Annotated in this window: 19 protein-coding genes and 1 pseudogene; 19 read left to right on the forward strand and 1 reads right to left on the reverse strand. The window is 35.7% G+C overall.

What is annotated here, in order from left to right:
• Nucleotides 1-151 precede the first annotated feature (151 nt).
• From CJ483_RS22090 to CJ483_RS22150, 12 genes and pseudogenes are all read left to right on the forward strand, one after another.
• Complete coding sequence (locus CJ483_RS22090; RefSeq protein ID WP_120037652.1) at nt 152-1,339, forward strand: MalY/PatB family protein; 1,188 nt, start codon at nt 152-154, stop codon at nt 1,337-1,339.
• A 26-nt stretch (nt 1,340-1,365) separates the two neighbouring features.
• Complete coding sequence (locus CJ483_RS22095; protein WP_120037654.1) at nt 1,366-1,965, forward strand: cysteine dioxygenase family protein; 600 nt, start codon at nt 1,366-1,368, stop codon at nt 1,963-1,965.
• Between the two features lie 437 nt (nt 1,966-2,402).
• The gene (locus tag CJ483_RS22100; RefSeq protein ID WP_120037656.1) at nt 2,403-3,710 is read left to right on the forward strand and encodes an aminotransferase class I/II-fold pyridoxal phosphate-dependent enzyme; all 1,308 of its coding nucleotides are present in this window, start codon (nt 2,403-2,405) and stop codon (nt 3,708-3,710) included.
• Between the two features lie 2,015 nt (nt 3,711-5,725).
• Nucleotides 5,726-6,439 carry a cytochrome c biogenesis CcdA family protein gene (locus tag CJ483_RS22105; protein ID WP_120037658.1) on the forward strand — a complete coding sequence of 238 codons (714 nt, stop codon included), beginning with the start codon at nt 5,726-5,728 and terminating at the stop codon, nt 6,437-6,439.
• A gap of 15 nt (nt 6,440-6,454) precedes the next feature.
• Nucleotides 6,455-7,153 carry a response regulator transcription factor gene (locus CJ483_RS22110; RefSeq protein WP_120037660.1) on the forward strand — a complete coding sequence of 233 codons (699 nt, stop codon included), beginning with the start codon at nt 6,455-6,457 and terminating at the stop codon, nt 7,151-7,153.
• Nucleotides 7,140-8,216 (forward strand): HAMP domain-containing sensor histidine kinase, encoded by a 1,077-nt coding sequence (locus CJ483_RS22115; RefSeq protein WP_120037662.1) that lies wholly within the window; start codon nt 7,140-7,142, stop codon nt 8,214-8,216. The genes CJ483_RS22110 and CJ483_RS22115 overlap by 14 nt, the downstream gene beginning before the upstream one ends.
• 72 nt (nt 8,217-8,288) lie before the next feature.
• Complete coding sequence (locus CJ483_RS22120) at nt 8,289-8,693, forward strand: OsmC family protein (protein WP_120037664.1); 405 nt, start codon at nt 8,289-8,291, stop codon at nt 8,691-8,693.
• Between the two features lie 241 nt (nt 8,694-8,934).
• On the forward strand, nt 8,935-9,309 hold the full coding sequence (locus CJ483_RS22130; protein ID WP_120037667.1) for a hypothetical protein: 375 nt from the start codon (nt 8,935-8,937) through the stop codon (nt 9,307-9,309).
• Nucleotides 9,302-9,895: a peroxiredoxin family protein gene (locus CJ483_RS22135; RefSeq protein WP_120037669.1), complete on the forward strand. Its 594-nt coding sequence runs from the start codon at nt 9,302-9,304 to the stop codon at nt 9,893-9,895. The genes CJ483_RS22130 and CJ483_RS22135 overlap by 8 nt, the downstream gene beginning before the upstream one ends.
• Before the next feature lie 58 nt (nt 9,896-9,953).
• Nucleotides 9,954-10,655, forward strand: coding sequence for a response regulator transcription factor (locus tag CJ483_RS22140; protein ID WP_182917136.1), 702 nt, complete (start codon nt 9,954-9,956; stop codon nt 10,653-10,655).
• Between the two features lie 268 nt (nt 10,656-10,923).
• Nucleotides 10,924-11,937, forward strand: a complete 1,014-nt coding sequence (locus tag CJ483_RS22145; protein WP_259455756.1) for a C40 family peptidase — start codon at nt 10,924-10,926, stop codon at nt 11,935-11,937.
• 239 nt (nt 11,938-12,176) lie between these two features.
• A pseudogene (locus CJ483_RS22150) lies at nt 12,177-12,796 on the forward strand (recombinase family protein).
• Between the two features lie 180 nt (nt 12,797-12,976).
• Here the strand turns inward: CJ483_RS22150 and CJ483_RS22155 are convergent.
• Nucleotides 12,977-13,948: a hypothetical protein gene (locus tag CJ483_RS22155; RefSeq protein ID WP_120037675.1), complete on the reverse strand. Its 972-nt coding sequence runs from the start codon at nt 13,946-13,948 to the stop codon at nt 12,977-12,979.
• Between the two features lie 231 nt (nt 13,949-14,179).
• Here CJ483_RS22155 and CJ483_RS22160 point away from each other — a divergent pair, with 231 nt between their 5' ends.
• The 7 genes from CJ483_RS22160 (at nt 14,180) to CJ483_RS22190 (ending at nt 26,948) form a co-directional block, all read left to right on the forward strand.
• Nucleotides 14,180-15,997: an ATP-dependent nuclease gene (locus tag CJ483_RS22160; protein WP_120037677.1), complete on the forward strand. Its 1,818-nt coding sequence runs from the start codon at nt 14,180-14,182 to the stop codon at nt 15,995-15,997.
• A 97-nt stretch (nt 15,998-16,094) separates the two neighbouring features.
• The gene (locus CJ483_RS22165) at nt 16,095-18,005 is read left to right on the forward strand and encodes a UvrD-helicase domain-containing protein (RefSeq protein ID WP_182917137.1); all 1,911 of its coding nucleotides are present in this window, start codon (nt 16,095-16,097) and stop codon (nt 18,003-18,005) included.
• A 376-nt stretch (nt 18,006-18,381) separates the two neighbouring features.
• Nucleotides 18,382-19,431, forward strand: coding sequence for a hypothetical protein (locus tag CJ483_RS22170; protein WP_120037681.1), 1,050 nt, complete (start codon nt 18,382-18,384; stop codon nt 19,429-19,431).
• Between the two features lie 557 nt (nt 19,432-19,988).
• The gene (locus CJ483_RS22175) at nt 19,989-22,142 is read left to right on the forward strand and encodes a type IA DNA topoisomerase (protein ID WP_120037683.1); all 2,154 of its coding nucleotides are present in this window, start codon (nt 19,989-19,991) and stop codon (nt 22,140-22,142) included.
• Nucleotides 22,143-22,919: 777 nt separating this feature from the next.
• The gene (locus CJ483_RS22180; protein ID WP_120037685.1) at nt 22,920-23,747 is read left to right on the forward strand and encodes a PAS domain-containing protein; all 828 of its coding nucleotides are present in this window, start codon (nt 22,920-22,922) and stop codon (nt 23,745-23,747) included.
• Nucleotides 23,735-24,643 carry a diguanylate cyclase domain-containing protein gene (locus tag CJ483_RS22185; RefSeq protein ID WP_120037687.1) on the forward strand — a complete coding sequence of 303 codons (909 nt, stop codon included), beginning with the start codon at nt 23,735-23,737 and terminating at the stop codon, nt 24,641-24,643. The genes CJ483_RS22180 and CJ483_RS22185 overlap by 13 nt, the downstream gene beginning before the upstream one ends.
• Before the next feature lie 466 nt (nt 24,644-25,109).
• On the forward strand, nt 25,110-26,948 hold the full coding sequence (locus CJ483_RS22190; RefSeq protein ID WP_259455830.1) for a sensor domain-containing diguanylate cyclase: 1,839 nt from the start codon (nt 25,110-25,112) through the stop codon (nt 26,946-26,948).
• Nucleotides 26,949-26,970: the final 22 nt, after the last annotated feature.

Raw genomic sequence — 26,970 nt, forward strand, 5'->3', positions numbered from 1 at the left:
AGAGCAAAGAGCAATTCCGATTGGATTCACATGATCAAATATTGTTGTATCAACAAAAGACATTCTTATTCTAATTGCTTAAGGGGGTCTTTTTAAATTGGCACGATTTTTGCAATGTAGTTTGACGAAGGAGTTTAAAAGGAGGAATAAAATGAAATACAACTTTGATCAGGAAATTAACCGGATGAAAACGGCTTGCGAAAAGTGGGATGATCTAGAGACGCGCTTTGGTGTGAATAATGTCCTGCCAATGTGGGTGGCTGATATGGATTTTATGGCACCGCCTGCTGTTATCGAAGCCTTAAAGGAAAGGGTAGAGCATGGGATACTCGGTTATACCTATCGCCCAGACACGTATTTTGAAGCCATTATGGAATGGGTGTCACGAAGACATCAATGGTCAATTGAGAAAGAATGGATTACCCATAGCCCGGGTGTTATCCCGGCTTTGGCATTTATCTTACGTTCATTAACCCAGCCAGGTGATAAGATTATCGTTCAATCACCAGTCTACCATCACTTCTTCCGAGTGATTGAATCTCAAGGAAGAACGGTTGTGAACAACCCTCTTTGTTTTGAGGAAGGACGATACACCATGGATTTTGCAGATTTAGAGGCTCAGATTGATTCGTCAGTTAAAATGTTAATCCTTTGTAGCCCGCATAATCCAGTGGGAAGGGTATGGACACGAGAAGAGCTCACACGTCTTGGGGAAATCTGTCTAGCAAACAATATATTGATTGTTTCCGACGAAATTCATTTTGATCTTGTGTACAAAAAGTATAAACATGTCCCAATCGCCTCGATTTCAGAAGCGCTAGCTAAACAGACCATCACGTGCTTCTCGCCAAGTAAGACATTTAATATTTGGGGAGTGCAAACATCTGTTGTTGTTATTCCAAATAGTGATCTGAGAGAACTCTATAATCGTGAAATCAACAGTATGGCAATTGGATGGGCGACCCCATTTGGTATAACTGCTTTGGAAAGTTCCTATCGATTCGGAGAAGAATGGCTAGAACAACTGATTGATTATTTAAAGGGAAATGTTGATTTTCTTCAGAGCTATTTGAAAAATCATATCCCTCAAATCAAACTTATCGAACCGGAGGGGACTTACTTGCTATGGCTCGACTGTCGAGAATTCGGATTTGATGTGAAGGAATTAGACCAATTTATGCTGCATAAAGCAAGATTGGCCTTAAATGAAGGGCACATTTTTGGTCAAGGGGGAGAAGGCTTTATGCGAATGAATATCGCATGTCCCCGTTCTACGTTAAACAAAGCTCTACGCCAATTAGAGCAAGCGGTCAAGCAACTTTCCCATATAGAAAAGTAAAACATAATAACATTGAGGAGGAATGAATGATGAATCAAACTAATGAATATGATTTCACAGATTTTGTTCGTGAGATGACCGTTATGGTTGAACGGTGTCATAATGATAATGAATGTGTTATTGAAGCAGAAAGATTGGTTGGTAAACTAATCCAGTCAAGTTCGTGGCTTTCTTCCGAGAAGAAAATACCCAGTGACAAGGGATACGCACGACATCTGCTGTACTGTGATCCAGAGGATCGTTTCGAAGTGATAGCGCTAGTCTGGAAACCCGGTCAGAAGACCACTCTACATGATCACGATAATACATGGGGAGCAGAAGGAGTCATCGAGGGTCAGATCAAAGTGACTAATTATATACGATTAAAGGAATTATCAGGGGGCAAAATTGTTCAGTTAAAGCATGTAGATACTACAATTGTAGGTGAGCGGGGGACAGGAAAATTATTGCCCCCAGCAGACTGTCACATCTTAGAAGGGATAGGGAATAAACCTGCTATCACTATCCATGTTTACGGAAAACAATTGAAAAAATTTCGGGAATTTACTCCATTAGATGAAGAGGGGCTATATATTGCTCAAGAAAAGCAGGTGGAATACACACCTGCACAGGTGTGTATTAAATAGAAAAGGCGTGTCGAAGACCAGCCCTGCTGTTTGACAGCTACATGTTGGTAAGCAGTGCCCTAAGAAGGTGAAAGGTAACATGACGCTAATTGTCCTTTAAACTGGCCAAGATTTTATAATAAATGATGGAGGCAAATGCTATGGCCTCCTCCACTCTCCGCTATTCTCGTTATCGAGTTAAAGGAAATTCAAAAACAATAGATAAGTATTCCCGTGTAAAAGATGAACAACAAATTAATCTTTTATTGATAATTGGATGGTTTACCCTGACTTCCCTACCATTTGGTTGAAACAAGGGTGAAACGAAAAAATTTATAAGAAGCAGAGAGGCTAACCTTGTGAACCTATCGAAATATGGAGTGAATGTCATAGCCTCCAGATTAACTGAAAACTTTTCTAAAAAGAATTTTTACCACTAATATACAAGGAGTAAAGAAATGCTAAACCCGTTAGCTCTAGAATTAAATAATAAAATAGAAGACAATGATGCATACATTTATCAAATGTTATCCTCACTTGGAAGGTCCTTGTATTTTCCAAAAGGAATTGTAAGTCAAAGCACAGAAGCGCTTCAGAAAGCCCATAAATTTAATGCAACAATTGGGGTTGCCACTAAAAAAGAAAGCCCAATGTACTTAAACGCTCTACAGAGCAAACTGTCAGCATTTGATCCAAAAGATTTATATCCTTATGCTCCGCCAACTGGAAAAATGGAGCTGCGCAAGATATGGAAGGAAAAGTTAATTAATGAAAATCCCTCATTAAGCGACAAGAACTTTGGTATCCCTATTGTAACTAACGGTCTAACTCATGGATTAAGCATTGTGGCTGATTTATTTGTTGAGAAGGGAGATCCAATAATTTTGCCAGATATGTATTGGGATAATTATAATTTAACCTTTGATTTCCGGCATGGAAGCCAAACAGTAATATATCCCCTTTTTTCAAGCACAGATAAATTCTATGTAGAAGCCATGGAAGAAGCAATGTTACTATGTGGAAAATCAAAAATAATTTTAATGCTGAATTTCCCGAATAATCCGACGGGTTATACACCTTATGAAGAAGAAGTTAGAGGGATCATTGAGACGATCATAAGAATAGCTAATTCGGGTGTTAACATTATTGTAGTAGCAGATGATGCGTATTTTGGACAGTTTTATGAGGATTCAATAAAAGAATCAATTTTTTCACGGTTAATTGGCATTCATCCGCGTGTCCTTCCCATAAAAGTAGATGGAGCTACGAAAGAGGAATACGCATGGGGGTTTCGTGTTGGGTTTCTGACATTCGGTATTCAAAATAAAGAAGTTTTAGAAGCATTAGAGGAAAAGACATTAGCTTCTATTCGAAGTACCATTTCATGTTGTTCACATCCTTCGCAAACATTTATTTTAGATGTTCTTCAACATCCGGATTTTAAGGCCCAACGAAAGAGTAACTTTCAGATAATGAAATCCCGGTGGCAAAGAATTAAGGAGATATTAAGCAGTTCAGACTATACTGATGCATTTGAACCCTATCCTTTTAATTCAGGTTATTTTATATGTCTCCGTATCAAACAGGTTGACGCAGAGTTGCTTCGGGAATACTTAGTTAATCATTACGGAGTTGGCACCATTTCTTTTGGCCATAATAATCTCCGACTCGCTTTTTCAAGTGTTGAATTAGAGGATTTAGATAAACTTTTTGTTTGTATTTATCAAGCATGTAAGGAACTAGAAAAGAAAACAGTCAAACTATAAAGAAAAACACAAATTACTAGATTAACAAATAATTAAAATTGATACTAAATAAAACGATTAATCCTCCCATACTTTACTAGAAGGTTCGATAAATACGAAATTAGTTGAGGACAAATACAGTTAGATCTTATGCTTCCAAAATTAAAACTGCTCTAAAAAAATGAAACAGGTTAGGATTTCTTCATTTTCAATCATTACTTAATAGATATAACGTAGCTATTGCGGAACAATAAGGTCATTTAAAAGAATACTAGATTTGTTTATAATCAAACCAACATCGAGAAATTAGTATTGGCTTTTGCTATATTACTGAGTATGGCAATAAAAATTCCATCCTACTCCATTAAAGGATGAGTTTTCCCTTAGTATTAATATTTGTCTTAATTTATTGAACGAACAGGACATTGATAGATTAATCGAGAAATACATGTTTTAACCTTAAACAGTGAAGAGAAATTGAAAATAGTCTATTTACAACTTGCTTTATCAATAGCTTTTGTAGGAGCCAATGCAGCACATAGATAGTGATTAATATTCCCTTAAGAGCTTTGGCTAAAAAAACGGGCGGGTATGTCTTGCTTCTAAACTTTTTCTTCCTGGAGGCCCCTTAATTGGTAGTCATTTTAGCCGAATGATCATAGAGGTTGATCATTATAGACAAATACGGTCATCTGAAAAAGCAGATGGAGCTTTTAAAGCGGTTCCTAAACGAATACAAGTAAGTAATACAGAATTTTAAGAGCGATAATAGTATTAAGTGCGACGCACGATATTCAGAATACGGTGGAGCAACATCTGAGCAAAACAAAGGTAGATTACTGTGTAATGGTTAACATTTTGCCTCCTAACGGTCCTAAGAATTAAAAACGCTGAGCAGGCTGTTGCATATGCTAAACATGTTAAAGTCATAGCTCACGATTTAAGAGCATAAGCGATTGGAGAAATTTAACCGTTTTTAAATTTTTAATTTAGTGTTGCTGTTTTTGTAGGCCATTATCTAGTGGCAATGTGTTCTGTTCAAGTACTTGGTTATGTAGTCCCACGATACACAAAATTATGTCGATTGCATTGTTTTGCAAAGATGTTTCAAAGCCAATAGTGGATTGTGTTGCCCCCATTAACTTTCATATAAAAAATATTCTAAAGCAATGGATTTCTGGTTGATCGTATTTTTATCACAAATCCATTGCCTTTTCATATGCCTGTGTGTATTGATAAAAAGGATAATATATAAAATCCTGTTTTATAATCAGCCAAATTTAAAAAACGATTTTCAAACTTTATAAATCATTTGGTATAAAAATACACTTTATGGAAATTTTCGTAATTAATACCGACTTTTAAGTCAATAGGTCATATTAGAAAGAAGGGAGAAACACTATTAAGATTATCTTTGATTATTTAAACATTCGTAAAATATTAATTGTATGAATGCCTTATAAAATCGAAAAAAGAAATCCCTCCTCTTAGCTTAAAATACTAGGCTGACAGTATTATAAAAAGTAAAAAAGCCTGATTCTAATTGAATCCAGGCTTTCTATTTGTTCATAAACGGATTTTTAATAACGATACAAGTTCCAATAAATTTCACCTAATTAGGAATTTTGCTTTTTAAATTTCCATGAAAGAAAATTGGGAGATATGGGAGTATAGGAGTATAAGTCCAGCCCGGAAGGAAAAAAGGAGAGAAATAGTGAAGACGGCCTAAAAAAGACGCGTGACGAGTATGGAAGCAAGAAGTCTGTTTAAATAGTTAGATATTCAATCTGTGGAAGAGAAACATTCGGCAAGAGTTCCTGCTCCGTGTAAGCAGCTCAATAGTTAATTTAGCAAATACTCCCTTTAAATATATAGATATGAAACTTTTCTTCAAAAGCCATGGAAACAACGCACCCTATATACTGCATTTATACCTGGTAAGAAGGAATTGTATAAATGAAATGATAAGAATTTTATCTTTTTAATAAAACATTAACAAAAAGGGCCCATAATAAAAAGGAAAAGGAGTGGATTTTATGAAGGATATTAGCATACTTTTTGCATTTGTAGGAGGGGGATTGTCCTTTTTCTCTCCATGCGTGTTTCCTCTTTTGCCTGCTTATATTACCCATTTAACAGGTGGAAAGATTGAAAATGCAAAAATGCAGGTGAACCGCGCAAAACTTTATTCACGTTCAATTGGATTTATCATGGGCTTTAGTCTTGTCTTTATAGCGCTCGGTGCTTCAGCAAGCTTTATTGGAAAAATCCTTATGGACTATCGTGTTCTTATCATGCAGATAGCCGGTTTACTCATTATTATCTTTGGTTTGCAGATGGCTGGTTTATTAAATTTTAAATTTCTAATGAAGGAAAAAAGAATTCAGACCGAACATGCATCAAAAAATGTTTTTAGTTCTGTATTACTGGGAATGGCATTTGCCAGTGGATGGTCCCCTTGTGTCGGACTTGCTCTTTCCTCCATACTGTTATTAGCAAGCTCATCTGATACTTTGAGTCAGGGGGTTTTCTTGTTGGGAGCTTACTCTCTTGGCATGGCTATTCCATTCTTCATTATTTCTATTGTGATTTCTTATTCGTTAAAAACAATGAGAAAAATAAACAAGTACTTATCAAAGCTTGCATTTGTGAATGGAATGATCATGGTAGGCCTTGGATTTTTGGTGTTATCGGGGCAATTACAAAAAATCAGTTCCTGGCTCTCAGCCTATAGTTTATTTTCATTATAAAAAGGGGGCTCTCTTTTGGTACAAAAACACCTTATCGGAAAAACAGTATTACTGGTAGAAGATGATCTGAAAATCCGTAACCTTGTAAAAATTTATTTGATTAAAGAAGGATATGAAGTCATAGAAGCATCAAATGGCTGGGAGGCAAAAGAAAAAATCAAGCAGTTCGACCCCTGTATATTAATACTTGATCTTATGCTGCCAAAAGTCAATGGTGAAGAGGTATGTAAATGGGTTCGAGAGGATTTTAAAAGCAGGATGCCCATCATTATGCTTACAGCGAAAGTGTCAGAAAAAGACCGAATCCAAGGCTTTAAGTTAGGAGCCGATGACTATGTTGTTAAACCTTTCAGTCCTGCTGAACTAATGGCGAGGATCGAAGCCGTTCTAAGAAGAACTGCAAGCCGCTGCAGCAAGTTGAGCTTTACGGGATTTACGATCAAGCCGGCAAAGGGAGAAGCATGGATTGATGGAGAACAGCTGGAGTTAACCCATTTTGAATTTAAGCTCCTGCATATGTTCATGCAGCATCCAGATCAAGTTTTATCAAGGGAGCAAATTCTTGACTTTATCTATGAAAACAATGAAAAAGCCGTGTCTGAAAGGACTATTGATGTGCATATTAAGCATTTGCGAGAGAAAATAAAAGAAAAGACACCAAAGGATTATATTCAAACGGTCAGAGGAATGGGGTATAAATTTGTGGCTTTATAAACACGTGTCTAATCTGTTATCAAGGCTGGTTGCTCTAAATGGCACCGTTGTTTTGCTCGCTATTCTCCTGGCAGGTTTGTCTGTTAAAGATTACGCTTGTTTTTTGGTCAATTCCGAACAAGTAGTGGGTCAGGAGCTTGTTGATATGTTGAATGGTTTTCTATGGAAAGTAGGAGCCCTTGCTTTTATCATCTCGGGTCTATTCCACTACTTCACTGTCAGGAAGATCATAGGACCCGTTAAACAATTGGCCATAGCTACTAAAAAAATCAAGGAAGGCAACATCCCGCCTAAAGTTGAAACGAAGGCATCAGGAGAATTGAAGGAACTCATTGAAAATTTTAATTCTATGTCTGAAACGCTCTTTACTGTCCATGAGCAACGGGAGGAAATGCTTCGTGATATTGCCCATGAGCTTCGGACGCCTTTAACGAATATAAATGGTTATCTGGAAGCACTTGAAAACGAAGTCATTAGCGGAGATCCTGAATTATTTGGCTCCCTGCTTGAGGAATCCCGGCGAATTACAAGAATCGTTGAACTGATAACAGAAATAAATTCCTGGAATAATGGAAACTATTTTTCAGAAAAGCAGTTTCGGCCAGTCTCCATAAGTGAAGTGCTTACAGAAGCGATAACGACCTTTCAGTTAAAACTAAATGATCAGTTTACAAACACTGACATTCATATTGAACAAGCAAGCCTATTAGGAAATAAAGATGGCCTCGCACAAGTTCTATCTAATGTTCTTCAAAACATTCTTGATTATGATACGGGAAGCAATCTGGCAGTAAACGGAGCAGTCAAAAATAAAACATACGTCATCACTTTTACTCATACCGGTCAATTTATTGCCCCCGAAAAAAAAGAACTTATCTTTGAGCGTTTTTATCGATTAGAAGAATCCAGAAGTACAAGAGCCGATGGAGCGGGGCTCGGCCTGGCCATCGCTAAAAGTATTGTCACTGCCCATCGTGGAAAGATTGGAGTCGAGTCAGACGGTACCCACCATACTTTTTGGATTGTGCTTCCGTTAGAGAAGGCCGGTAGAGTAGATGCGTAATGTGCCAATATTAAGATTCTTAATCATTCCTTAACAAACGAGGTTTATATTTTTACCGAAAGGGGTGCTGAAATGGAGTTTATAATTGAAAATGACCATATTAAAGGCGATTTAGCATTTAATGAAATAGCTATTTCATCTAGCGAAAAAAACGGGTATCGTCCGTACGAGCTTTTTGTCTCTTCTTTAGCTGGTTGTAGTGGAAGTCTGCTTCGAACGATCTTGCAAAAAAGGAGGCATTCTTATCAAAAACTTGAAATGAAAGTTTCTTCGGTTAGAAACCCCAATCATGCCAATCAAATTGAAGGGCTTTCTTTGACAGCCTATATTCACTCGAAAGAGCCTTTTACACCGCAGCAGGCGGAAAAAATGGCTCTTTTAGTAGTCAAAAACTGCAGTATGATTCAATCTGTTATTCAATCGATTGATATAAAGTTTATGGTTAAGATGATATCCCTCATCGGTGACCATTCTTGAATTATTTTCAGTTCGACAGCTTATCTATCTCGGTAATATGGATTGCCGCGGCGGCAGCCTTTTTTATTTCTGCAGCGGTGAACAGGATTTTGGGAGACGAAAAAGTGGGCGATTGGTATGGAAATAGCTTTTTTTTTATTTTATTATTTGGAAACTTAGCTATATCGTCTTTAACTTAAAACTGTTTTTAGACAACCCTTTCTCGATCGTTTATTTCAATGGTGGAAGAAAGGGACATATATTGGCGCTGGTCGTTCTTTCCTTTTATCTGCTCATGTTTGCTGCAAAGAAAGACCCTGCTATTTACAAAATATCAGCTCGACTTTACTTACTTTATTTTATCTTGTATGAAACGGTCGTTCGCCTCTTAGAGAAAGATTATATAGAAGCTGCTAGCCACTTTATTTTGTTGGTAGGTCTTTTGCTCCAATCGGTAACAAAGAAACACCAGCGTTTATACGGTCAAATGTTAATCGTATGGATGTTGTTGGAATTGTTAATGCTAAGCCTCTTCGATACCATTCTTTCTTTACAAGCATTGACATTTATTTGGATAGGACTAATTGTGTTTATCCTCAACGAAAAAGCTAACAAGGAGGAAAGGATACTTGAATAAAAACATTTTATCTATCGCTATTATTCTACTGGCTCTCTCCATTGTATTCGTTAATGTTTGGGAACCATCCCCAACGGAAGAAAATACGGAAAGTACGAATCGGGATACTGAAGAAAGTGTAACAGCCACTGAAAACATTCCAGGTGCAGATCTTTCTGAGGTACAGGAGGGAAAACCTGCTCCTGACTTTGAATTAACCACTCTAGCAGGCAAAAAAGTAAAACTATCCGACTACCAAGGGAAAAAGGTTATCTTAAATTTTTGGGCAACATGGTGCCCGCCTTGTAAGGCTGAAATGCCTCATATGCAGAATTTTTATGAGGAAAACAAAGATAAAGATGTTGAAATAGTGGCCGTCAATTTGACTAGCGTGGATAAAGGGAGATCAGAAATTGAAGGCTTCGTAAAGGAATATGGTCTGACTTTTGACATTCCCCTTGATGAAAAAGGAACAATCGGTACACAATATCAAGCCTTTACGATTCCTACCAGCTATGTCATTGATTCAAATGGAGTCATCACCCAAAAAATTATCGGACCAATGGATGAGAACATGATGGCCGATTTAACAAAAAGTATTCAATAACACATTTTTAAACGACTTAAAGTTTGTACTACATGTGCGCAGAAAGGAGGGGATTTGCTTGTACACGATATTAGTGATAGGGGAAGAACAAGCAAAAGCAGAAGACTTTTGTATACTGCTTACCGACTATAAGATATCGTATGTCCGGGAGCATTTTGCTGGTGAAAAGCTGCTGCATACAGTACGTAACCGTTGTATGGATTTAATTGTGTTACTTGCTGTATCGTCTGCACCTTCATGGATCGAATTATGCAAACGGATAAAAGATTGTTCAGCTGTTCCGGTTGTTCTGCTCACAGAGGAGTACAACGAAGCATTCATCTTACAGAACTTGAGTGCGGGAGCAGATGATTTTATAATCAAGTCAATGGGGGAAGACATTCTTTTGGCAAAAATAAAAGCTCATTTACGAAGAAGCCCTCGAAGCGGTAACGAAGAGCTTGAATTCAAAGGACTCGTTGTAAACCGTGAGCTGTTCGAAGTGCAATATGATCATACTCTTTTGACCCTTACACGAAAAGAGTATGCCCTGGTGGAGTATTTTTTGAGTCACCCTAATCAAGTTATAACAAGGGAACACCTGCTTTCACACTTTTGGAATGGATATCACCATGTAGATGTGCGGACGATCGATTCTCATATTCGAAATATAAGAGGAAAGCTTCGGGAGGTTGGATTTCCTGTTGATGAATACCTAAGAACAGTAAGAGGAGTCGGCTATCGCTGGAAAAGCGATAAAGCGAGCCTCATGTCTATCTAAAAAGTAAACAAAGAAATAAGAAAGGCAAACAAAAATCTGCTGAATGAGACTTTTACATTCAGCAGATTTTTTTGTAAAAAGTATATGTCGATTTCATAGGAATACAAGTTACTAGTTTATTACAATTACATGCAGATTCCATCAAAAATCCACAAAAACACCTTATTAACAGGAGGATTTGTAACTGTAAATTAAAATAATATTGGTCATTATTTTGATAAAATGAAGTCATCAGAGAAATAGATAATTATAGATTTGGAGGAAAAAAGTGGAAAAACTAAAGAGGGTATGGATCATGTTTATGGCAGCGACTGTGTTCTTAACAGTTATATCGGTCAAATCTTTAAATGCAGAAGCTGCGTCTATAGGAGAGTCTATTGTAGAGTATGGTAAAAAATTCATGGGAGTTCCTTATGTATGGGGAGGCACTTCGCCAAGCGGTTTTGATTGTTCTGGCTTTACTCAATATATTTATAAAAATGAAGCGAGTGTGTCACTTCCGCGTACAACTGATCAACAATACAAGATTGGCACATCTGTAGCCAAAAGTGATCTTCAGCCAGGCGATCTGATTTTTTATAAAAATACATATAAAAAAGGGATCTCTCACGTTGGTGTGTATGCGGGCAATAACATGGTGCTCAATGCGACGACAAGCAAAGGTGTCAGACTTGTTTCCATGGACAACTCTTATTGGGGACCGAGATACGCAGGAGCAAAACGTGTTCTTAAGGAAGAGAAGGCACCTGAGTGGTTTACAGATGTATCGAAATCAGTCGCCACTTACACAGCTATTAAAGAGATGTCAGACAAAGAAATCATCACGGGCTTTGGAGATCATACGTTCCGGCCTGATGAAAAGGTAACACGTGGACAAGCAGCCGCGATCATAAATCGCGTACTTAAATTAAAGCCTAAAGTGATGAGCCACTTTACAGATGTATCCAAATCTTACCGCTTTGCTTATGATATCGCCGCTATTCGTGAAGCAGGAATTATAAATGGTTTTGGAGATAAGACATTCCGTCCGAATGAGGAGATGACACGTAATGAAATGGCTGCGATTCTTGGGCATGCATTTGAGTTGAAAGTATCGCAAACAGCCGCTGCAAATGTCAAGTATTCTGACATTAGACCCGGTCATTGGGCATATAACGGGATTATCACTATGGCATCGATTGACCAAACAGGCTTTTTCGAAGGCGCCAAATTCTACGGAACTCATAATGCGACACGTGAAGCTTTCACTGTAGCAGTTTATAATGCTATGAATGTACAGTGAGAATAATGAGCTCTGGTCATTAGACCAGGGCTCGTTTTCAGTTCCTTCAGTTTAGGAAAAAGTTACTCTCGTTCATAAAAGTGTACTTTTGCGAACGGTTATTTTTTGCTCAAAAAAGGCTATTTTTTACGTTCGTTTAAGTCGAAAAATCATTTATGAACGTCTGTGATTTTTATAGAACTTTTACGAACGATTTTGGTAGAATAGGAGAGAGAATTGATAGCAAAAGGAGTAAAAAAATGGATGTTCGAAAATTTGGATACATAAGAGTCAGCAGCAAAGACCAAAATGAAGGCCGACAGCTTGAAGCCATGAAAAAATGGGAATTGATCAAAGGGACATTTTTATGGATAAACAAAGTGGGAAAAATTTTGACCGCGTTCAGTATCAAGTGTTGAAACGTATCATCCGTAAAGGGGATATCCTTTACATTCATTCACTCGATCGTTTTGGAAGAAATAAAGAAGAAATTCTTCATGAGTGGAATGACCTTATGAAAAATATTGAAGCGGATATCGTCGTTTTAGACATGCCTTTGCTTGATACCACTCAATATAAGGATAGCCTTGGAACGTTCATCGCTGACCTTGTTTTACAGATTCTTTCTTGGATGGCGGAAGAAGAGAGGGAACGAATCCGGAAGCGGCAACGTGAAGGAATTGATTTAGCTTTAAAAAATGGTGTAGCCTTTGGCCGACCAAAAGCTAAGATAACGGACGAGTTTAAAGAAGTGTATCATCGATGGAAAGCAGGAGAGGTGACAGCTGTTAAAGCGATGCAAGAGGCGGGTCTAAAAAAGACAACTTTTTATAAACTTGTCAGGGAGTATGAAGGAGGACCCGAAATTAAACATATATAATAGGAAGAAACTCATAAAAATAAAGGTTTTGATTATATTGAAACCTTGCAAGGCTTAGAAGAAGCCGACCTCTGTAAGAAGCTTTACTAAGTTACTAAGAATGATTTAACATGGGGGTAAAAAAGAATCAATAATTATTGATTCTTTTTACCCCCATGTTCTTTAGTAATGCATCTGTTTTTAAGCTTTAAAATATTTATCTAAATTAATCGACTTGCTTGCTCCTTTGTTTACAGTTCCATTGAAAGCAGGATTTAACACCAGATTTGGCTCAATTAAGTCATATAGTTCATAATACAAATCAATGATAGCATCTTTATAATCAACTAATTCGTCGTAAAGTTCATCAAAAGTATAAACTAATTCTGATTTAAGGTAATCTTGAGCCCTGAATTTTTCTCCTGAGTTATAATTTATATCTATGGCTAAACCATCTTTAAAGTTCAGGATTATTTCTCCTAGGTTTTGTTTTGTATCCTCTTCATAAAATTCTCTCTTAATCTCTAAGTAAAGATTACTTTCTTTCAATTTTTCTAGATTTGTATTTACTCCATTTATTTCAAAATTTACGTTATAAGCTGGAATCATTTCCGCAATCTTTAGGCTGTTTTTATGTTTAATTTGATTAACAATTTCTCTCGTTACAACTTTTTTATTTTTATTAAATCTAAAGGTTGTATTAAATGTTTCTAATTTATCTTTAAAATCTATTATTTCTTGTTCTGAACGACTTTCCAGGAATTCTCTAACTCTAGCATAAATACAGTTTCCTTCAGCAGTTTCGACCCAACCATCTGTATTCCTAATGACTTGCTTTAGGTTTCCGTCACGCCTAGGTTTATACAGGCTGTATCCCTTATTAAATTCATTCCATGCTCGATAGTAAAACCAAGGAATTTGAAGCAATATATCAAAGCAATTATTAAAATCAATAAGTGCGTGTCTAATATGGACCCTTCTTATAATGTTTAATTCCTGCTGTTCGGCGTTTTCATGTTCGGCTTTATCTGAATATAGTAATGACATACTAGCATCACCTAGGGTTTCAAGAAAATCATCCATTTTTAATACTGCTAATCTAACATCATAATTTTCAATCTCCATAAAATGTTCCGGCGGCGAAAGTTTGTCGGGGATGTCTTTATGTCTCATACTAATATAACACCTTCTCTATTTAAGATTTGAAAAATTATATCATTTTCCTGGTTTTTTTCCTATAATTAACATTAAGAGTGTAATTTTCCTCTCAAGAAAAGTTACTATAATGCAGATGGAGATATTACATCTAAAAGAAAGTTTGGATATTTTCTATACTAGGTAACAGTGCTGGAATAGCTAAAGAGAGTTTTTCTCGATATATCTCAGTTAAAAAGGAGTAAGTTAATGTACTTATCTGAATTAAAGATTTGGAATTTTAGAAAATTTGGTGAAGCCAAGGATGGAAATCCCGGACTGATTTTAAAATTTAACCACGGGTTAAATTTACTAGTTGGTGAAAACAATTCCGGGAAAACTGCAATAATTGATGCAATAAAATATACCATACTTACACAAAGCTATGAAAATATAAGAATTGAAAATGAAGATTTTCATTTGCCTATTGATAGAACAGACGAAAAAGAGAGAGCAACAGAATTACGCATAGAATGCATTTTTAGAAACATTAGTGACTTGGAAGCTAAAAATTTTTTAGAGTGGTTAGGAATGGAGAAAAACCATCAAGGTAGATATGAGTATTATCTTAAGGTATTTTTAACTGCTAAAAGACAAGGTAACAATGTATACTATGATATTAAAGCTGGTCCGGATGCGGAAGGAAAGTTGCTCAATGGGGAAACTAGAAATCTATTGAGAGCTACTTATCTTAAACCACTGCGAGATGCAGAAAAAGAAATGTCCCCTAAGAGGAATTCTAGATTAGCGCAAATATTAGAAAGTCATGATGCATTTAGAGACAGAGAAGAAGAACACTATATATATGATGTAATTAAGGAAGCAAATGAAAAAATAAAAAAATATTTTAATGGATTAGATATTGATGATACACCTTTAGTAGACCAAGAAGGAAAAAAGCTTTTAGAACAAGTTAATAAATACTTAGGAGAGTTTAGTGGTAATAAAGGGAGTCTAAGTTCGAACTTCACCATTGCAAAACTAAAACTAAAAAGTATTCTTGAAAGATTGAATTTAGACTTGACAGAGAGTAAGTCAGGATTAGGTTCTCATAACTTGCTTTTTATTGCAACAGAACTATTGCTGTTGAAGAGAGATTCATATCAAGGTTTAAAGTTGGCGTTAGTAGAAGAAATTGAAGCACATCTACATGTTCAAGCACAAATTAGGCTGATTGATTTTCTTCAAGAAGAAGTGAGAAACTCTAATTTACAATTAATTATGACGACCCATAGTACAGATCTAGCATCAAAGATAAACCTGGAGAACTTAATTATCTGTAAAGATGGTAGAGCTTTTCCTATGGGCCATAATTATACAGAATTGAATAAAGGAGATTATCTATTTTTAGAACGATTTTTAGATTCAACTAAAGCAAATTTATTCTTTGCTCAAGGTGTTATTCTTGTTGAAGGTGACGCTGAGAATTTATTATTGCCTACGATTGCAGATATTATTGAAAAGCCGTTGTCTCGGTTTGGTGTAACTATAGTTAATGTAGGTAATACAGCTTTTTTAAGATATTCTAGAATTTTCAAAAGAAAAGAAATAGAGTTGGGACTACTAAAGATTCCTGTTTCCACAATTACGGATAATGATATTAAGCCGGATATTTATAAAAGGAAGGATTCGGATGCAAGAACTAAGGAAGATTTGGAAATAGAAAAACCCATAGAACAAAGAAGGCAGGAAAGGAAGGAGAAAATTGAAGGCCAAAGTGTAAAATTATATATATCTCCAGAATGGACATTAGAATATGATATCGCATTAGGTACATTGCAAAAAGAATTGTTGATAGCAGTTCTAAGAGCTCAAAAGATTGAAAACAGCGATGTGATTGGTTTAACTTCGGAAAAAATACAAGAGGTTGATAATAGAGTAGATGAGATATGTAAAGAGTGGGATGAACAAGGGCACACAAATGAGGAAAGAGCTTTTTATATTTATAACGACCTAATGTTGGAAAAAAGGATTTCAAAAGCAATAACAGCTCAGTGTCTTGCTGATCTCTTAAGACAAAAAAAATAGAGAATAGAGAAGAGATTAAGGAAAGAATTTTAGAAGACCATCAAATACAATATATTGTACAAGCTATTAACTATGCCTCAGACGGAGTTGAATCATAGTGTTAGAAATCACGAATGAAGATATTTTATATGCAGAGAAATTATTACTAAATACGGGAGAGGTTTTCGATGATGAACGTAGAGAAATTATTAAATCCCTAAGCTCTACAGATATTAAAGCCTGTCCTGGAAGTGGAAAAACAACGACATTGTTAGCTAAACTCGCCATTTTAAGTCGCAAATTACCTTTGAAAGATAATAGTGGGATTTGTGTTTTAACACATACAAATGTTGCTATTAATGAGATTAAACATAGATTAGGAGATTACGGACAGGATCTATTTGATTATCCCAATAATTGTAGTACCATACAGTCGTTTGTTAATCAATTTTTGGCTATTCCTTCATACATACATTTTTACGGAAAAAGACCAATCAGAATAGATGATGAGATATATAATGAGGTTATTAGAAAAAAGTATTATGAACTTATACCGAGAAATTTGCGATTTGGTATAGAAAGGCAAGGCTTAGATATAACAAGCATTCGATTTGATTTGCGTGAGCCTATTCTACTTAAAAATTTATATGGAAATAAGGTATATAAGAATCAACAGAGTGACAGTTATATAGCACTAAAAAGATTAAAAGAAAGTATAATGGAAGATGGAGTATTGTGTTACGATGATGCCTATTTTTTAGCTTATAAGTATATAACAGTACACCCAGAAATTAAAAATATTTTTTCAAAGTGTTTTTCTTATGTCTTTATTGATGAGATGCAAGATACAATGACTCATCAAAAAGAGCTGCTAGATTGTCTCTTTGATGAGTCCGTTATTGTTCAAAGAATAGGTGATCTTAACCAATCAATATATGATCAATCTAATGTTGCTGGCTCTTGGGATATAGATAACGAATCATGCCTTCAAATATCGGATAGTAAGCGATTTTCAAATGCGATTGCGTCTATTGTTCAGAATATATGTGTCAGTCCTCAGGAATTGATTGGGAATCCTACTATACCAAATATACGTCCTTGTCTTCTTGTATTCAACTCAGAAAGTATTGGAAATGTACTGGCTCATTTTTCAAGAATTATAATTAAAAACGAGTTACATTACTTAGATAAGAAAGTGTTTAAAGCAGTAGGGTGGGTGACTGAGCATCAGGAAAAGTTAGGAATAACAAGCTATTGCGATTCTTTTAATAAAGTAATCAAAAAGAAGATTGACTTTGATTACTTAAAAACTTATTTAATGAAGGAATCATCAGAGGATGTTGAAAGATCTGGTAGCGATTTATATAGAAAAAAGATATTGAGAGGAATTTTGAAGGCGCTGCGTGAAATGGGAGAAAAGATTGATGGGAAGTATTATACGGAGCTTTCGTTTTTAAACCATCTTCAGAAAAATAACAAAAAGATTTATGAGGAATTATTATTAAAGCTGGCAGCGTGGTGTTTGAAAATTCATAATGATGAGGATATAATCTCGGAAGTTAAATCTTTCATTACAACAGATCTACGAAGATTTTTTAATTGGGGGAATATGAATATATTAGAATCTTTTTTTATAAATGAGATAGAAGGATTAACTGAGGCACACCAAATACAAACAAATATTTTCACTTATAATGAAAGTGGGAATGAAGTTAATGTGGAAGTCTCATCTATACATTCTGTTAAAGGAGAAACGCATACAGCAACTCTTTATCTGGAAACCTTTTATCATGATTTTGATATTAAACGTATTATAAATTATTTAAAAGGCAGGCACACTGATACTAAGGCAACTAGAACTTTGCAAAATTTAAGGATGGCATATGTTGGAATGACGAGACCTACCCATTTACTCTGTATAGCAGTTAGAGAGGAAACGATAAGTAAGCACGAAGACGAATTGAGAGATGCAGGATGGGATATTGAGTATGTGTTTATTGGTGCAGGTAGGGATGTTCAACCTGTATAAAATAATATATAAAATAAAACCCAGAAATTATTTAATTACCTGGGTTTTATTTTATATAGGTGACGAAAGAGGATTTATTAGTCGCTCAACTATGCGTATAATCTAACTTTTACAAGCGATACAGGTTTCAATAAATTTTAGGGGATAAAGATTGTGAAGAAATATACTTATAGCAAAGGGTACTATGATTGAACAACGAAGAGAGCTGCGGTACCTTTTTTCTTATTGCGCTAAAGAGCGGGTCAGCATAATAAGAATAACTCTTATGATAGCGATATTAAATAATCTAACATTTTAAGTAAAGATAAGTAGACATTCCGAACGCATATTCGGGATAATATTCCTAAGGTTATTTTTAGTACAGGAGGTTTCAATTTTGATATTTGAGCACGAACCTTTCAAAAATATGACATTGGATTATAAACATTGCTTTCTTTGTGGAATAGAACTTACAAAAGAGAATAAAACAGATGAACATGTTATACCTACATGGTTGCAACATAGACATGACCTTTGGAACCAAAGGCTTACTTTGTTAAACGGAACTAGTATTCCATATAGACAATTAAAAATTCCTTGTTGCCAAGAGTGTAATAATGTAGCACTTGGTAACATAGAGAAAGAAATCGAAAAGGCATCGATTTCCTATCAGGAATTAACTAAATTAGACAAGTGGACTATTTTTATCTGGTTAGTAAAATTATACTATGGATTACTTTTTAAAAATCTATCTTTAGTAGTTGACTTTAAGGATCCCGCTAAAGGAACTATAGTATCCCCTGAACAATTATCGAAGTTTAAAATGTTGCATGAGTTTTTACAATCAACTAGGATTAGTACCAAATTTTCAAGTGAAGTATTTTCGTTATTCACCTTTAAACTCCACTTACATGCAGACAATGATAGAAAATATGATTTCTTTTTCACAGACGACCATATGAGAAGTCAACTAGCTATACAAATTGGAGAAATTGGTATTATTTGTTGTATAGGAGAAGACGGAATAATTGCAGAGTCTTTAAATGATTATATAACTCCTTTCAAAGAACATAGGTTACATTCAATCCAGTTTAGTGAACTAATAGCTAAGATTTTTTACCAACGAGCTCTACTACAAGTTGCTCCTAGTTATATCCTTATTAATAGTAAAAATAACTCTCACATATTATCAAATATGAACTCTTTTGCTGGAGAATATTTTCGAGAAACAAATTTTAAAGAATTCGGTTATGTACTTGCCCGGCAGCTTCGACGTTTTAATATAGGTATTGAGAAACTTTACTATCCAGATGCCGATGCGGTATCAAGTTTTTTAATGAAAGACGATGGTAATCTTCATTTATTAGACAATACGGGAGTTCCAATACCCGATATTAAAATTAAACATCCAAAATATAAAGGACAGTTATTCCCAGCAAGAAAATAGGTAACGGGGAAGTTTAATTAGATAATAGGTCGTGATGAAATACATGAGCACGGTTTTAGATTTCAAAAAATATGGGCAGTCGTAGAATTTTTTGAAGCACATGTAGACTTAAATGTTTATATGGATAGCATGTTCTTAATGAAACTTGATTCGGTAAATAAATTTTACTGACTTGATTGAAAAAATAAATATTTTTATTAAGCGCTAATAGGTGCATTTTTTGAAGAGGTGACAATTGTACCTTTTTTTGTTTCTCTCAAAAACCATAGTTTTCAATATTAAAACTTTTTTTCTTTATAGGAGTGGGTGGTAATTCTATAATAGTTTATATGACGTTATAAATATTACTATAAAAGATAATGAACAGTAGACAAGGGGAAAAGATTTATCATGAAAAGTTATTGTGCATGAACAACTCTCAATAACTTTTAAACTCGTTTCATTCCCTCTAACCGTAGTTTTATTACTCATTCGAAATTCTAAAGAATCATTTCTTTAAACTATAAAGGGAAAGAGATATAATATTTTACATTACACTGATTAGGGAGTTTAACAGAATGAAGGTTATTATTGCAGAAAAGCCATCTGTAGCTAAAAATATTGCCGATGCTTTAAAAATAAGAACAAAAAAAGATGGTTATTTTGAGGGCAATGGCTATATCATCACCTGGGCTTTTGGGCATTTATTACAGCTGTACGATGCAAAAGATTATGACGAAAAGTTGAAAAAGTGGAGCATGGAAAACTTTCCTTTTATCCCTTCGAGTTTTCGTTACAAAGTAAAGAGCGATCCGCGTAATAGGGACAAAGAGGACCTTGGAGCAAAGAAACAACTAAAGATTATCTATTCTTTGATTAAACGAAATGACGTGGAGACTATAGTGTCTGCTTGTGACTATGACCGTGAGGGTCAAATTATTGGTGACACCATTATCTATAATCTTAAGTCCCAGAAAAAGGTATACAGATTGTTATTGAACGAGTGGACCCCTGAGGAAGTATTAAAGGGTCTCCAAAATATTAAACCAAACAGTGAAATGAAACCTCTTCAAGATGCCGGCTTGAGCCGCCAGTGGGCAGACTGGCTGATTGGCATCAATTTAACTTCAGTTGCTACATTAAAGTACCAAAAGGGAAGAGGCCAGGCGTTAAATATCGGAAGGGTATTGCTGCCAACTTTAAAGATTATTTATGACCGGGATAAAGAGATCGAGAATTTCGTGCCGGAAGACTACTATAAGTTAACGGCTACGTTTAAAACAAAGAATGAAGCAGAGTATGAGGGGACTTATTTCGAAGAGGGGCAGGAAAAATTTAAAAGTAAGGAACCCCTTGAATTAATTGAACAAATTCTCGCTAATCAGAACGGAACTATTATTGACAAGAAGGTAGAACGAAAAAAGGAGTTCCCTCCTTATTTATTTAATCTTTCCAACTTACAAGGATACATTACGAGCAAATATAAAGGTTGGACATCCGACAAAGTATTGAAAGTAGCCCAGTCCCTCTATGAGAAAAAATTGATTACGTACCCTCGAACAGCGAGTGTTGCTTTAGAAGAAAGCCTTGTCGGCAAAGCAGCTAAAGTGCTGGATGTTTTAAAAAAGGGGCTGCCTTTTGAAGAGGAAATCAAATTCCAGAAAACGAAACGAATATTTAATAATGCTAAAGTGGAGAGTCATAGCGCCATTATCCCCACTTATGTAGTACCTAAATCGTTAACGAAGGACGAAGAGATGGTTTACACGGCCATTAAAAATCGCTTTATCATTCAGTTTATGCCGATAGCGGAATACGAAGAAACGAAAATCACGACTAAAGCGAATGTTAATGAGATAAAAGGTGTGTTTATTTCTAAAGGAAAAGTCCAGACAGTTGTTGGGTGGAAAAAGCTTGAGAAAATCGAATCGAAAGATACACTGTTGCCGGCTGTTACGATCAATGATCACGTAAATATAATGAAGCAAAACGTATCGTCTCATGTGACAAAACCTCCGAAGCCTCATATAGAAAAGACATTACTTAGAGTAATGGAAACCTGCGGGAAAGGAAGCGGGGGAGAAGAGAGTGAAGAAATGCTTGTTTCGATCTTAAGTGGTTATAGTATTGGAACTCCAGCAACGAGGGCTGAAACAATTAAGAAATTAACAGATATTGGATATATAACGACTCGAAATAGGGACTTAATATGTACCGAACTTGGCAGAAAGCTGGTAGAAACGTTCCCGGTGAAGGAATTATTTGATTTGGAATTTACCGGACGGCTAGAAAAAACATTATCAGATATTGAAAAACAAAAATTCACCAAAGAATCTTTCCTGCATGTAATTACTGAATTCACTTCGAAAGCCGTTGAAAAAATAAAAAGTGACCAGGAAGTCGTCATCAATGAGGTATCTAAAGAGAAAAAACAAGCTGAAGTGCTTGGAAAGTGTCCTTTATGTGGGCACGCGATCATTGAAGGACAGAAAGGCTTTGGCTGCAGCAATTGGAAAAGCGGCTGTAAGTTTGTTATTTGGAAAAACGATAAGTTTTTAGCTTCCATGAAGAAGAAGCCGACTAAAACGATGGTAAAAACACTTTTGAAAAACGGAGTGGTGACAGTAAAAGGATTAACAAGCAAAAAAGGCAATAAATTTGATGCAAATTTGCGTTACGAAAAAAATCAGAACAATGAATACTTTAGTTGGAAAATGGAGTTCAATAAATAACACCCAATTTTCCTTAACGTTTAGAACAGCTCAATTCACTTCATTGGGCTGTTTTTTATTGAATAAGTAAGAAAGGACAACTCAATGTTTTGGTGCTTATTGTATCTATGGCTAGAAAAGGGAGAACATCTTAATCGTTATATTCCCCGTTCCTTAGCCAGCTCACAATGGTTAAATTCATGGAAGAAAGAGGATAAAATGGCCGTGTTAAGCGCATGTGCCTGGTGTATAAAAATGTAATTTTTAATATCCGCATTCAAAGATGAATTCAAGCAAAGTGTATTCATTATGGATGAACAGTCTGGTTTCCACTTGTTTATCAAAGTGCACATGAAGTGTTCAGAAGAATGGTTCATTCAGGCCGTCTTTGATGGCATTAAGGTGTATTTTACTGCAGTCTATGTTATTAAATATATAATATGATCCAGACATTGGATAGAAACAGTAAATAGCGGTTCCTCCAATTCCATCAGTGTTTATTTAGAAAAAAATCAGTTGTTTTTGAGAAGGCTTTCCTCTATTATCTTTTATAAAAAGGTACGATAAATACTAGAGAAGAACAGCTACTTATTGTCTGTTTTACGGGTTAGACTTATCCAGTTTTTGAAGAGTGCAAAAGCACTCTTTTTCATTAGAAAGAAACGTTGGAAATGATGAATACTATATTCCGCCTGGGATGCCAAATATCTTATTTATACATTTATATGTTCTTTCTAGCAATCATTATATTTAGTAGTATATGGTTGTACAAATCGGGCCAAAAAGAGAGGAAGAAAAATGCTCAAAAATGGGTTCACATACGAGCTAGTAAACCACTTTGATTTATTTATTCATATTTTTAATAGCATGTCAGATTTAGTGTTTTTAGTTCAAGTCAATCAAGGTAAGGATTTTCGATACTTATTTGCAAATGCTGTAGCGAACCGGTTAATTGGTCTAGATGAGACAGCTTACGGACACGCATTAGATGAATTTTTGCCGCCCGAGACCTTGGCATTAGTTACTGAGAAGTATAAGGAAGCTATTAAGAAAAAAGTTCCAATTACTTATGAAGAAGAGCTTAATTGGCCTTTTAATAATAATCGGAAAAGTCAATCAATTAATAAAGATAGAAAAGGATATTTTGAATCAACGGTTACCCCTCTATTTGATGATCAGGGAAAGTGTACACATCTATTGGCGATTGTTCGCGATATAACAGAGCAAAAAGAGAAAGAACAAGAATTAAAGCGTGTAAGTGAACGCATGGAATTGATTTGGAATCATACGGCTGATGTTATCTATACATTTAATGCATCTACGAGCTTTGTTAGTGTAAATCCGGCATTTGAGCATTTATTTGGCTGGAAGAGTGAGGAACTATTGAATGACCCAACAATCAGCATTGTTCCGAAGCATGATAGAGTGGAATTAGAGCAGATCATTGAAGCATTAAAGAATGGACAAATTGTCCTCTCCCATGAAGTGCGGCGTATAGCAAAGAATGGACAGATCATTCATGTGTTAGCTTCCTATTCACCTATTTATGATCATGATGGAAATTGGGATGGAGGAGTGGCTGTTTATAAGGATGTTACGGAACAGATGAAGATATTCAAAAATTAGAAGACAGCAAAGAGAGATATCGTATCATTACAGAATATTCATCTGATTTAGTTAAAGTCACTGATGCGAAAGGAACAGTAATTTACACCTCGCCTTCTCATTTAACCATTCTTGGGATAGAGCCAGTTGATACTTTAAACAAATCTATTTTAGAGCTTATGTATCCAGAAGACACCCAACTATTTGATCATACTATAAGAAAAATTGTTTGCAGTCAGGAACCTCAATCAATAGAGTTTAGAAGAATGAATGCAAAAGGTGATCTTATTTGGCTTCATACAATCGGTACACCGATTATCAACGATAAAAAAGAAGTTGAACACATTATATTTGTAGCCAGAGAAATTACGGAGAGAAAGAAGTATGAGGAAAAACTAAAACAGCTGGCCCTATATGACTTTTTGACAGGAAAGCCAAATCGAGCACAATTCTATAATAGATTAAAAAAAGAAGTAAAACGGGCGAAAGAGACACAGTCTATGTTTTCTGTCATGATGCTTGATTTGGATCACTTTAAACTGATCAATGATACAATGGGGCACGACATTGGAGATCGGCTGCTCAAAGGGTTTGCTGAACGTGTGGGAAATTGCTTGGATGGGAAAGATATGCTTGCTAGACTCGGAGGCGATGAATTTATTGTTCTATCGCCAGATTTATGGGGAAAAGAAGAAGCGATTGACAAGGCTGAGCGGATTATAGAGTCTCTACAAAAGGACTGGGAATTCGATGAATATCGTTTTAAGACCACATCGAGTATAGGAATCGCTTTTTTTCCTCCATATAGATTAACTTATGAAATGCTACTTAAGCAGGCTGATTTAGCACTATATCAGGCAAAAGAAAAGGGAAGAAATAAATTTCAAATCTTTCAGGATAATATGATAGATCATTGACTATAAAAAGAGAGAGCCAAAGCTCTCTCTTTTTATAGTCAATCTAATGAGCTCTTTTATGATGTTTAAACAACTCTCTTTATGTCTGAAAAATATAATAGAATATATAGACAATTTAAAGTCTTATTTTGCAATTAACTGTCTTTTTTTGTTAAAATTATAAAATAGAAACTAAGTATGAACAGGAGATTTTGGTGAAATTTTTTCCATAGATTTAAATTTTTGAAGAAGTAGTTTTGGATTTTGTCTTTTATCACTCTGCTATTTGTAATTTTTGTTTTCATTCATCCTCATACGGTCCTCCTATCAAGGAGGCTGCCCCTAAATGCATCGAGGAAGCGACATCAGCTGTCGAAGATGATCAATTATTTAAACAAGAAGCTCCGTTTAATCAGTTGATTCAGCAATCTAAACCATCTCTAAATAATGGCAATAAAGACTACAGGAAGGGGCGATATAATTGAAAATGAAGAAATGGCTGTCGAAATTAACTACCACTGGCCATCCAAGGCTTTCATTAGAGGAGACGTCTTCTGAGTCACTGGCATCTATGGAGAGTAACATTTATCAAATGTTATTTAACCAGCATCCGGACGGTATTGTGTTGCTTGACAGTGACGGCAGAGTAATTGACTGCAATGAAAAAACTGCCGAGCTTTTAAATTATAACCTTGCAGATTTACGGGATGATTTTTTTCGGTATGTTGACGAACAACATTCAAAAAGAGTCCTTCGAAGCTTTAAAAAGGCATTAAAAGGTGAAACCACTCAATATACGGCTATAAGAATGACAAAAAATAATACGCCTTTTCATATTCAGGTCATGTTTACTCCATTTATCGTCGAAAATACAATGCAGGGAGTAGTTGGTTTCTTCCGTGATAACAATGAAGCAGCCAACCTTAAAGATCATCTGACTAGAGCACAGAAAATCGCGGCGGTTGGAAGTTGGGACTATAACCCTCAGGAGGATAAATTATTTTGGAGTGATCAAGTATACACAATTTTAGGAGTGGAAGATCGACCGTCTTTTATTCCAACAGTTAGTAAATTTTGTAATGCTATTCATATAGATGATCAGGATAAGTTTGATGAGTTACTTAGCGGAGCTTTGCAAGACGGCATCGGCTATGAAGTGGAAGTGCGGATAATCAAAATGGGAGGGGAGGTTCGCACTTGTTTTGTAAAAGCAGATGTATTTGTTGATGATAAAGGAAAAGTAAACTACTTAACGGGTGTAATTTGGGATGTGACAGAAAAGAAGAAAAAGGAACAGACGATCTGGGAGCAACAAATGCAGACGAAGAATATATTACAAGCGATCGATGCGGCTGTTTGGTCAGAGGATGTTACACATAACAAACTGCTTTTTTGTTCAAATGCTGTGCAGAATATTTACGGTGTGTCTCCGGAACAATTTTCAGAAGATATAGACTACTGGAAAAAGGCGATTCACCCTGAAGACAGAAAAATGGTCGAAGAAGCTCAAGTCAAACTCGCGGCTGGTCAAAAATCACATCTTGAATACCGAATTATTCATTCATCTGGCGAAATAAAGTGGATTGAGGATCGTTCTATTCCAACGATTGATGAAAAAGGCCAGCTTATCCGCCTTGAGGGAATTATTTCAGAGATTAGCCAGCGAAAAGAGTACGAAGAAAATTTAAAAAACATAGCTAACCAAGACTTTTTAACGGATTTGCCGAACAGAAGAAAATTTGAAAATGAGCTATCGGCAGCACTAGAGCGGGCGACAAAGAACAAACAAATGCTTTCTCTTTTCTTCCTTGACCTGGACCGGTTTAAAAACATTAACGATGCGCTTGGGCATGCGATTGGAGACAGGCTGCTCATCGAAGTATCTCAGCGTCTGTCAGTCATCTGCGAAAAGCAGGGCTATCTTGCAAGACTAGGCGGAGACGAATTTGGAATTTTTATCGAAAATATTACTGGAGTGGACGCTAGCCTTGCGTTGGCTCATAAAATCTTAGACATATTCGACGAGCCATTTTTGATCGATGACTATGAATTGTATGTAACAACAAGCATTGGTATTACTTATGCCCCATTCGATGGAGAAAATATATTAACATTGCTAAAAAATGCAGATGTGGCCATGTATCGGGCAAAGGAAGCCGGAAGAAATGATTATTACGTATACACACCTACTATGAATATTGAAACATTTAAGCAATATTCACTTGAAAAAGGATTGCGCAACGCCTTAAAAAACAATGAATTTTATTTGGAATATCAGCCTAAAGTTGATTCTCAAACAGGCAGGTTGTCGGGGCCGAAGCATTAATTCGCTGGAAGCACCCTGAATG

The organism is Bacillus sp. PK3_68, from assembly GCF_003600835.1.
Taxonomy (GTDB): Bacteria; Bacillota; Bacilli; order Bacillales; family Domibacillaceae; genus Pseudobacillus.

Excerpts from the sequence above, each read along its gene's own strand:
- CJ483_RS22160 (WP_120037677.1), top strand. The coding sequence starts at position 14,180 with ATGTACTTATCTGAATTAAAGATTTGGAATTTTAGAAAATTTGGTGAA.
- CJ483_RS22155 (WP_120037675.1), bottom strand. The coding sequence starts at position 13,948 with ATGAGACATAAAGACATCCCCGACAAACTTTCGCCGCCGGAACATTTT.
- CJ483_RS22095 (WP_120037654.1), top strand. The coding sequence starts at position 1,366 with ATGATGAATCAAACTAATGAATATGATTTCACAGATTTTGTTCGTGAG.
- CJ483_RS22090 (WP_120037652.1), top strand. The coding sequence starts at position 152 with ATGAAATACAACTTTGATCAGGAAATTAACCGGATGAAAACGGCTTGC.
- CJ483_RS22105 (WP_120037658.1), top strand. The coding sequence starts at position 5,726 with ATGAAGGATATTAGCATACTTTTTGCATTTGTAGGAGGGGGATTGTCC.
- CJ483_RS22190 (WP_259455830.1), top strand. The coding sequence starts at position 25,110 with ATGAAGAAATGGCTGTCGAAATTAACTACCACTGGCCATCCAAGGCTT.
- CJ483_RS22180 (WP_120037685.1), top strand. The coding sequence starts at position 22,920 with ATGCTCAAAAATGGGTTCACATACGAGCTAGTAAACCACTTTGATTTA.
- CJ483_RS22100 (WP_120037656.1), top strand. The coding sequence starts at position 2,403 with ATGCTAAACCCGTTAGCTCTAGAATTAAATAATAAAATAGAAGACAAT.
- CJ483_RS22120 (WP_120037664.1), top strand. The coding sequence starts at position 8,289 with ATGGAGTTTATAATTGAAAATGACCATATTAAAGGCGATTTAGCATTT.
- CJ483_RS22175 (WP_120037683.1), top strand. The coding sequence starts at position 19,989 with ATGAAGGTTATTATTGCAGAAAAGCCATCTGTAGCTAAAAATATTGCC.